Raw genomic sequence first — 8,634 nt, forward strand, 5'->3', positions numbered from 1 at the left:
CACATGATCGCCGTAGGGGCCCCGGCCAAGCACATCCACCCAGCCGGGCACCCCCACGAAAACCCGGCACACCCACAAAAACCCGGGCACACCCACCACATCCCCGACTTCGAGTGCCCCGGTGCGCACCGCGCACCGGGGCACTCGAACGCCAAGACCTACGCCGTGTTCCGGATCATGTAGGCCGCCACCCCGGAGCGGCTGCTCACCCCGATCTTGGCGAACACGTTGGACAGGTGCATCTCCACCGTCTTCTCCGCGATGTGCAGCCGCCGGGCGATCAGCCGGTTGGTCATCCCCTCGCCCACCAGCTCCGCCACTTCCCGCTCCCGGCCGGTCAGCGTGGTCGCCCCGGACGCGCTCTCCGACCGCGGCCCCCGCACGGTCGCCGACCGCGCCGCCAGTCGACGGCGTTCGGTCCGCGCGACGCGGGCCAGGCTCTGCGCGCCCATCTGGGTGAACGTCATCTCCGCCGTCTTGAGCTCGCGCATCCCGTCGTCGTGGCGGCCCTGGTGCCACAGGGCGGTGCCGAGGACGACGCGGGCGCGCAGGCCGTCGACGACCATCCCCGCGTCCTCCAGGCCGCGCACCGCGCGTTCGGCGGCGGGGACGGCGGTCTCGGGCCTGCGGGCCAGGTCGACCTGGGCCTGGGCGAGCACGGCCAGGGCGTTGCGGCCCGGCTGGTCCAGCGCGGTGGCGGCCTTGGCGGCGTGCCCGGCCCAGACCGCGGCCGCCTCGGTGCGGCCGGTGAGCAGTTCGGCCCTGGTCAGCAGCTCGTACCAGGCGACCCGGGAGCAGACGTCCGCGGCGACCAGGCCGGGGCCGCCCGCCGAGGTCACCAGGGCCATGCACTCCTCGCGGTTGCGGGTCATCAGCCGCACCTCGGCGAGCATCCGCAGCGCGAGGGTGCCGCACCACCCGCTGGCGGGTTCGCGGTTGTTGTCGGTGGCCACGATGCCGCTGTGCAGGGCCTGGTCGGTCTCGCCGAGGGTGGCGTCGATCCAGGCCAGCATGGAGTGGGCGCTGGTCATCTGCTCCGGGCTGCGGGACTTCTCGGCCAGGTGCACCGCGTGCTCGGCGGCCGTGCGGGCCTCGCGCAGGCGGCCGCGGTTGCGCAGCACGAACACGTAGCCGACCAGCAGGTGCGGCAGGACCAGCCAGCTCTTGCTGCGGCCCGCGACCTCGACGGCCTTGTCGAAGTGGCGCAGGGCGTCGTCCCACTGCTCCAGGACGACCTCGCTCCACCCGATCCACACCACCGCGGTGAGGCTGTGGGCGAAGTCGTTGTCGAGCATGGCGTCGAGCAGGGTGGTGGCGCCGCGCAGGCAGGCGCGGGCCCCCTCGATGTCGCCCGCGGTGGCCTTGGCCATCGCGCTGAGCCCCAGGCAGGAGGCCTGCATCGGGGCGAGCCCGTGCCGCACGGCGACGTCGAGGGCGGCCGCGGCGAGTTCCTGGCAGCGGTCGGGGTCGCCCTTGCTCAGCTCGTTGCAGGCGAGTTCGAACGTGAGCTGCGCGCAGGCGGAGCTGTCCGGGCGGTCCAGGGCCTCGATCTCGGCCCGGATCATGGCCTCGGTCTCGGCGTGCGCGCCGAGCAGCCGCTGCACCATCGCGGTGAACGCGACCGCCTTGGCGTGCGCGACCCGGGGTTCGGCGGGCAGGTGGCGCAGCGCCTCGTGCATGGTGTCGCGGCACTCGCGCAGGTAGCCGGAGGTGCCCCGGGCCTTGGCCAGGCGCACCAGCATCTCCGCCCGCCGCGATTGCAGGTCCGGGATCTGCGGCAGCACCCGCAGGGCGGTCTTGAGCCAGGTCGCGGCGCGCACCGGGTCGGTGGACATGACCGAGGCCGCGGCGTTCTCCAGCACCTCGACCGCGTCCAGGTCGCCGTAGCGCGCCCACTGCTCGACGTGCGGCGCCCGGGTCGCGGGGGAGGCGTCCCTGGTCCGCAGCGCCGCGTCGGCGGTGCGGTGCAGCTCGATGCGGGTGCTCAGCTCGGCGTTCTCCCGGATGACCCGAGCCACGACCGGGTGGCGCAGGGCGAAGTACTGGCCGGAGACCACCGGGCGCACCAGGTCCTGGCGGATCAGCTCGCCGATGGAGGCCAGCACCGCCGCCTCCGGCTGCTCCAGCATCCTGGCCACCAGCGTCGTGTCGAACACGTCGCCGAGCACCGCCGCGGCCTCCACGACCGTGCGCGCGGCCGGGGTCAGCCCGTCGAGCTCGTCGAAGAAGACCGGGCAGTCGCCCGCCCGGATGTCGTGCGGCGCCCCCGACCCCGGGCCCCCACCCGGGAACGGCGTGCGCTCGGCGGAGAGCGCCTTGAGGTAGGAGGGGTTGCCCTCGCTCTCCAGGTGCAGTTGCCTGCGCCAGCTCGCGGTGCCCTGCCCGGACAGCATCCGGGCGGTGTCGGCCTCGGTGAGCGGCGCCAGGCGGGTCGCGGTGAGCGTCACCTGGCGGGACCGGCCCGCGATGGCCTCGCGCAGCCGGGTGCCCGCCTGCCGGTCGCGGTAGCCCACCGCGAACATGACCGAGGCGTTCGGCGGGCGGCGCAGCAGGCTGCCCAGCAGGTCCAGCGACGCCGGGTCGGCGGTGTGCATGTCGTCGAGCACCACCACGAGCGCCGAGACGGCCAGGCGCTCCAGCAGTTCCCGCACCAGGCGGTGGCCCACCGGTGCGGGCCCGGGTAATGGGATGCCGAGCAACGCGTCCTCGCGGGTGGCCAGGCTGGGGAACAGCCAGCCGAGCTCGGCGCGCTCGGCGGGCGTCCAGCTACGGACGACGTCGCCGACGAGCCGGTGCTGGTCGTCGAAGGCGTCGGCCCAGACGCTGTAGGAGGAACCCCGTTCCGGCCTGCCCGACAGCACCACCGCGTGCCGGGCGCGGGCCACGCTGACCAGTTCACCCAACAGGGCGGTCTTGCCGATCCCCGCGTCCCCGGTCAGTTCGATCAGTTGGCTGCCCGCGGCGCCGTTGGACAGGTTGTCCAGTGAGCGGGCGATGATGCCCAGTTCGTGTTCCCGGCCGACAAGGTGGTCTGCCCATTTTCTCCGTTTTGCGCCTTCGGCAAACCTTGTTCCGCCCGGTCGTTCCAACCCGGGAACGCCAAGGTCATCAAGCGTGCTCAAGCTTTATCCCCCATCCAATGGACTGCGGCCTTTGGACCCACGAACACCCCCCGTCGGCGCGGCCCTGCGGGTCTCGGCGGATGTCTGCCCCACCAGTATGCGACAGGCTCCAGGAAATGGGCACCTGTTCCGATCACATCGGATGTTAGGAGGACCGGGAAAACAAGCCCGGCCGCGCACACCCCTGGGGGACCCCAGGGTTATCCCCACTGCCTCCAGGGGGGTGCCTCGCACAGACTTGCCCCGGTAGAGCCCGGTGCCCGGTGACGTGGCAGACCACGGGCCGCGACCCCATTCCTGGAGGAATCCGTGAGCACCCGGATGTACGCGTTACCCGTCGACCAGACCCAGTGGCAGATCCCCGGCGGCGGCACCACGGTCTTCGACTGGGAGTACGACGAGGGCCGCGATCGCCTGCTGAGCCTCTACGAGAAGGGCAAGCAGAAGCAGTGGGACGCGGCCGAGCGGCTCGACTGGTCGATCGAGGTCGACTGCAACAACCCCATGGGCGTGCCGGAGCAGACCATCGCCATCTACGGCTCCCGGGTGTGGGACTCCCTGGGCGACAAGGACAAGGGGATGGTCCGCCACCACCTGGCGGCCTGGCAGTTCTCCCAGTTCCTGCACGGTGAGCAGGGCGCGCTGATCTGCTCGTCGAAGATCGTGCACACCGTCCCCGGCCTGGACGCGAAGTTCTACGCGGCCACCCAGGTGATGGACGAGGCCCGGCACATGGAGGTCTACTCGCGCTACCTGCGGGAGAAGCTCCAGCTCGCCTACCCGATCAACCCCAGCCTCAAGGCGCTGCTCAACGACGTCATCTCCGACTCCCGGTGGGACATGACCTACCTGGGCATGCAGGTGCTGATCGAGGGCCTGGCGCTGGCCGCGTTCGGCCTGATCCGCGACAACGCCTCCGAGCCGCTGGCCCAGGCGCTCAACACCTACGTCATGCAGGACGAGGCCCGGCACGTGGCGTTCGGGCGGCTGACCCTGCGCGAGTACTACCCGCAGCTCACCCAGGCCGAGCGCGACGAGCGCGAGGAGTTCTGCATCGAGGCCTGCTACCAGATGCAGGAGCGGTTCGTCGGCGAGGAGGTCTGGCGCAACCTCGACATCGACGCCGACGAGTGCATCGACTACATGCGCGGCTCCCAGCACTTCAAGGCGTTCCGCAGCCACCTGTTCTCCCGCATCGTCCCGACCCTCAACGACCTCGGCCTCTTCGGCGACAAGATGCGCCACGCGTTCGCCGAGATGGGGATCATCGGCTACGAGCACCACGACCTCGACGCGCTGATCGCGCAGGACGAGCAGATCGCGGGCGACCTCGACCTGGCCCGCATCCAGCAGGTCGACAAGGTCATCGACTACGCCGCCACCGAAGAGTGAGCGCAACCACCACCCCGAGCCGCCGGGCACGGGCAACCAGGAGTGAAGGATGACTGAGGCAACCAAGGGCGCGGGCCGGACCCGCGCGATCCTGCTGACCGCGTCGGGCGGCGCGTTCCTGTCGATGCTCGACTCGACCGTGGCCAACCTCGCGATCCCCGACCTGCAACGGGCGTTCCCCACCGTCTCGGTCAGCTCGATGTCGTGGGTGATCAGCGCCTACGCGGTCATGTTCGCCGCGCTGCTGGCCCCCTCCGGCCGCCTCGCCGACGTGCTGGGCCGCCGCGCCCTGTTCGCGGGCGGGGTCGGCCTGTTCACCGTGGCCTCGCTGGCCTGCGCGGTGGCGCCGAACCTGCCGTTCCTCATCGTCGCCCGGCTCGTGCAGGGCGCGGGCGCGGCGGCGATGATCCCGGCGTCGCTGACGATCCTGCTGCTCGACGGACCGGCGGACAAGCGGGCGCAGTCGATCGGCCTGTGGAGCGCGGCGTCCGCGCTGGCCGCGGCCGTCGGCCCGACCGTCGGCGGGGTGCTGGTCGACCTGTTCGGCTGGCGCTCGGTGTTCTACATCAACCTGCCGTTCGGCGTCCTGCTGGTGATCGCCACCCTGCGGCTGCTCGCGCCGCAGGACAAGAGCAGCCGCGGCGCGCTGCCCGACCCGCTGGGCACGCTGCTGCTGGCGCTGGGCGTCGGCGCCCTCACCATGGGCGTCACCGAGGGCGGCACCTGGGGCTGGACCGACGCCAAGACCCTGGCCTGCCTGGTGGGCGGCGTGCTCGTGCTCGCCTTCGTGGTCCTGCGCTCCCGCTCGCACCCGGTCCCCGCGCTGGAGACCGCGCTGTGGGGCAACAAGACCTTCGTCGCCACCAACGCGACGTCGCTGTTCTACGGCATGGCCCAGTACCCGTGGCTGCTCGTCGGCGTGCTCTACATCATCGACGTGTGGCAGTACTCGCCGCTGCAGGCGGGCCTGGCGATGACGCCGGGCGCGATCGTCGCCTCGATCGCCGCGCTGCGGATGGGCAAGGTCGCCCCGAAGATCGGCGGCCCGCGGATGGTCACCCTGCTGGGCCTGGGCGCGTTCCTGGCCTGCGGCATCTGGTTCAGCTTCGGCCTGACCGACAGCGCGGCCTTCCTCGCGCTGTGGCTGCCCGGTGGCTTCCTGGTCGGCTTCGCCATGGGTTCGGCGACGCTGGGCACCTCGCAGTCGGCGGCGATGTCGGCCCCGCCGACCCGCTTCGCCTCCTCCAGCGGCCTCAACACCACCGCCCGGCAGTTCGGTGGCGCGCTGGGCATCGCGATGTGCGCGGTGATCCTGCAGTCGAAGACGGCCGCGGACGGCTCCCTGGGCGTCGACGCGTACTCGGCGGTTTACCTGGCGTGCACCGTGCTGGTGGCGATCTCGTTCCTGATCGCGCTGTTCTGGCTGCGCTTCCCGCCGCCCGCCGCCCCCGCCCCGGCCGCCACCCCGGCCACGCCCGCCGCGGCACCGAAGGCGGACTCGGCCGGGGCCAAGGAACCCGCCGCCGCGGAGTGAACCGCCGCTGCGGGATGATCACCCCGCAGCCCGACCACCCCGCAGCCAGCCCGTCGACGATCGACCCGGAGTGAACCGATGACCGACACCGCCCCCGCCAAGGTCGCCCTGGTGACCGGCGCCAACAAGGGCCTCGGCCACGAGACCGCGCGCCAGCTCGCCGCACTGGGCCACACGGTGCTCCTCACCGCCCGCGACCCCGCCCTGGGCGAGGCCGCGGCGGCGGGGATCGACGGCGACGTCCGGTTCCTCCGGCTCGACGTCACCGACGCCGACAGCGTCCGCGCCGTCGGCGAGCACGTGGCCGAGCACCACGGCGGCCTGGACCTGCTGGTCAACAACGCCGGGGTCACCGGCATCCCGCGCGGCACGGCCCGCACCCTCGACGAGCTGACGGTCGAGGACCTCACCTCGGTGCTGGACACCAACTTCACCGGGGTGTTCGCGGTGACGCAGGCGCTGCTCCCGGCGCTGCGCAAGGCGTCCGGCCGGGTGATCAACGTGACCAGCTCGCTGGCCACCTTCGAGCGGGTGGCCACCGGCGCCGCCCAGCGCCCGGACCTGCTGCCCTACTGCGCGTCCAAGGCGGCGATGAACATGGCGTCGGTGTTCTACGCCGGTGCCCTGGCCGAGTCCGGGGTGACCGTGTACGCGGTCTCACCCGGGTTCGTCGCCACGGACCTGAACAACTTCACCGGCCCCAAGTCGGTCGAGGAGGGGGCGGCGGTGATCGTCCGGTACGCCACGGCCGACGCCGCCACCCTGCCCGACCGCCGGTTCCTCACCGAGACGGGCACGATCCCCTGGTGAGACAGGGGTACTGACGACACCGCCCGGGTGCGACCAGTGGTCGCACCCGGGCGGTTGTCGCGTGTCAGGCGGAGGTCTCCTGCGGCTTGGCGAGCGCGTCGAGCACCGCGCGGGCCTCGTCGGTCCACGGCGTCGGGCGGTGCGTGGCCTGGTCCAGTCTGATGTGGACCCGCCGCCCCTCGGCGTGCACGGTCGCGCCGTCGGCGGAGAGGACCCGGAACCCGTAGGTGGCGCTGGACTGCCCCACCTTCTCCACCCACAGGTGCACCCCGATCGGGTTGGTGCCCCGGATCGGCGCCCGGTAGGAGATCGAGAACTCCGCCACCACGATCACCACGTCCGGCTTGCTGTAGACGCCGTTGACGAAGTCGAACCCCTGCCGGGTCCAGTGCCCGGTCAGCGCCCGCTCGACCAGCACCGGGTACCGGGTGTTGTGCACCATCCCCATCAGGTCCAGGTCGTCGAAGTGCGTCCACAGCGGTTCGACGTGCCCGTACTCGACGGCGGTCGCCGGGGTCTGTGCGGGAGCGGCCATGACGGTCCTTCCTCGGGGGGATTCGTCGCGGGGAATCCGTTCCCCGGCAACGGTCTCCGGTCCTGCGCCCGGATTTCAGCGCACGTCGGATGCTACCAGCCGAAAGGCCCTCCGAGCCGTCAGCGATCGGTCAGCAACGGGGGCTTGCATGGCGGAACAGCGACGACAGCGAGGGGTGACATGAGCACCGCCGAAACCCGCCCCACCGCGGAGGGAACCCTGCACCGGCAGGGCTTGCGGACCTGGTACCGCACCGTGGGAACCCCCGTCCCCGGCCGCGCCCCCGTCATCGTCTGCCACGGCGGCCCCGGCATGACCCACGACTACCTGCTGTCGCTGGCCGCCCTGGACCGCGTGTGCGTCTTCTACGACCAGTTCGGCAGCGGCCGCTCCGGCCGCCTCCCCGGTGCGCCGGAGGTGTTCTGGCGGCCGGAACTGTTCCTCGACGAGCTCGCCGCCCTGGTCTCGCACCTGGGGTTCGGCACCGGGTACCACGTCCTGGGGCACTCCTGGGGCGGGATGCTGGCCCTGGAGCACGCGGTCGCCCGGCCTGCGGGCCTGCTGTCGGTGGTCGCGGTCGGCGCGTTCGCCTCGGCCCGGCAGTACATCGACGAGGTGGGCGGCTTGGTGCGCAACCTCCCGGCGGAGATCCGGTCGGCGATCGAGCACCACGAGGCGGCGGGCACCACCGACTCCCCGGACTACAAGGTCGCCGTCCGCGCCTTCTACCGCGAGCACGTCTGCCGCGCCAAACCGGTTCCGGACGAGGTCATGGCGACGCTCGCGGCCCTGGGGGAGGAGTCCACGGTCTACAACGCGATGATGGGGCCCAGCGAGTTCAGCCTGACCGGCTCGCTGCGGGACTGGGACATCCGCTCCCGCCTGCCCCGGGTGGTCGCGCCGGTCCTGCTCGCCTCCGGGCGCCATGACGAGGTCACCCCGCGCGCCGTCGCGCCTCTGCACGAAGGGATTCCCGGGGCCCGGTGGGAGGTCTTCGAGAACTCCAGCCACATGGCGCACGTCGAGGAACCCGACCGCTTCCGCGCGGTCGTCGACGCCTTCTTCTCCCAGCACGACCCTGGTTCTGGCTGATTCCTCCGGATGGGCTTTCTGTCCATACTGGAGTTTGTTTGGCCGTGGCTGTGGTTCAAGGGCCCGGTCGTTTTGTGGGCGTGCCCGGGGTGGGCTCTTGCTCAGTCGTGGCTGTGGTTCAAGGGCCCGGTCGTTTGTTGGGCGTGCCC

At 71.9% G+C, this 8,634-nt stretch carries 7 protein-coding genes; 5 read left to right on the forward strand and 2 right to left on the reverse strand.

Features of this window, described 5'->3' with window-relative positions:
- Nucleotides 1-183: hypothetical protein (locus UO65_RS37945; protein WP_233427473.1), on the forward strand; the 183-nt coding region annotated here is incomplete at its 5' end.
- On the opposite strand, the gene UO65_RS07590 is transcribed toward UO65_RS37945, so the two are convergent.
- Nucleotides 159-3,122: a helix-turn-helix transcriptional regulator gene (locus tag UO65_RS07590; RefSeq protein ID WP_084175380.1), complete on the reverse strand. Its 2,964-nt coding sequence runs from the start codon at nucleotides 3,120-3,122 to the stop codon at nucleotides 159-161. The two genes, UO65_RS37945 and UO65_RS07590, sit on opposite strands and share 25 nt — an antisense overlap.
- A gap of 309 nt (nucleotides 3,123-3,431) precedes the next feature.
- Here UO65_RS07590 and UO65_RS07595 point away from each other — a divergent pair, with 309 nt between their 5' ends.
- From UO65_RS07595 to UO65_RS07605, 3 genes are all read left to right on the forward strand, one after another.
- Nucleotides 3,432-4,514, forward strand: coding sequence for a diiron oxygenase (locus UO65_RS07595; RefSeq protein WP_200873329.1), 1,083 nt, complete (start codon nucleotides 3,432-3,434; stop codon nucleotides 4,512-4,514).
- 49 nt (nucleotides 4,515-4,563) lie between these two features.
- Entirely contained in the window at nucleotides 4,564-6,048 is a 1,485-nt protein-coding gene (locus UO65_RS07600; RefSeq protein ID WP_052020877.1) for a DHA2 family efflux MFS transporter permease subunit, read from the forward strand.
- A 78-nt stretch (nucleotides 6,049-6,126) separates the two neighbouring features.
- Complete coding sequence (locus UO65_RS07605; RefSeq protein WP_035280030.1) at nucleotides 6,127-6,858, forward strand: SDR family NAD(P)-dependent oxidoreductase; 732 nt, start codon at nucleotides 6,127-6,129, stop codon at nucleotides 6,856-6,858.
- A 64-nt stretch (nucleotides 6,859-6,922) separates the two neighbouring features.
- On the opposite strand, the gene UO65_RS07610 is transcribed toward UO65_RS07605, so the two are convergent.
- Nucleotides 6,923-7,393, reverse strand: coding sequence for an acyl-CoA thioesterase (locus UO65_RS07610; protein ID WP_035280031.1), 471 nt, complete (start codon nucleotides 7,391-7,393; stop codon nucleotides 6,923-6,925).
- A gap of 180 nt (nucleotides 7,394-7,573) precedes the next feature.
- Here UO65_RS07610 and UO65_RS07615 point away from each other — a divergent pair, with 180 nt between their 5' ends.
- Nucleotides 7,574-8,485: a proline iminopeptidase-family hydrolase gene (locus UO65_RS07615; protein ID WP_035280032.1), complete on the forward strand. Its 912-nt coding sequence runs from the start codon at nucleotides 7,574-7,576 to the stop codon at nucleotides 8,483-8,485.
- Nucleotides 8,486-8,634 lie beyond the last annotated feature (149 nt).

It is taken from the genome of Actinokineospora spheciospongiae, assembly GCF_000564855.1.
Taxonomy (GTDB): domain Bacteria; phylum Actinomycetota; class Actinomycetes; order Mycobacteriales; family Pseudonocardiaceae; genus Actinokineospora; species Actinokineospora spheciospongiae.

Excerpts from the sequence above, each read along its gene's own strand:
- UO65_RS07600 (WP_052020877.1), top strand. The coding sequence starts at position 4,564 with ATGACTGAGGCAACCAAGGGCGCGGGCCGGACCCGCGCGATCCTGCTG.
- UO65_RS07605 (WP_035280030.1), top strand. The coding sequence starts at position 6,127 with ATGACCGACACCGCCCCCGCCAAGGTCGCCCTGGTGACCGGCGCCAAC.
- UO65_RS07610 (WP_035280031.1), bottom strand. The coding sequence starts at position 7,393 with ATGGCCGCTCCCGCACAGACCCCGGCGACCGCCGTCGAGTACGGGCAC.
- UO65_RS07615 (WP_035280032.1), top strand. The coding sequence starts at position 7,574 with ATGAGCACCGCCGAAACCCGCCCCACCGCGGAGGGAACCCTGCACCGG.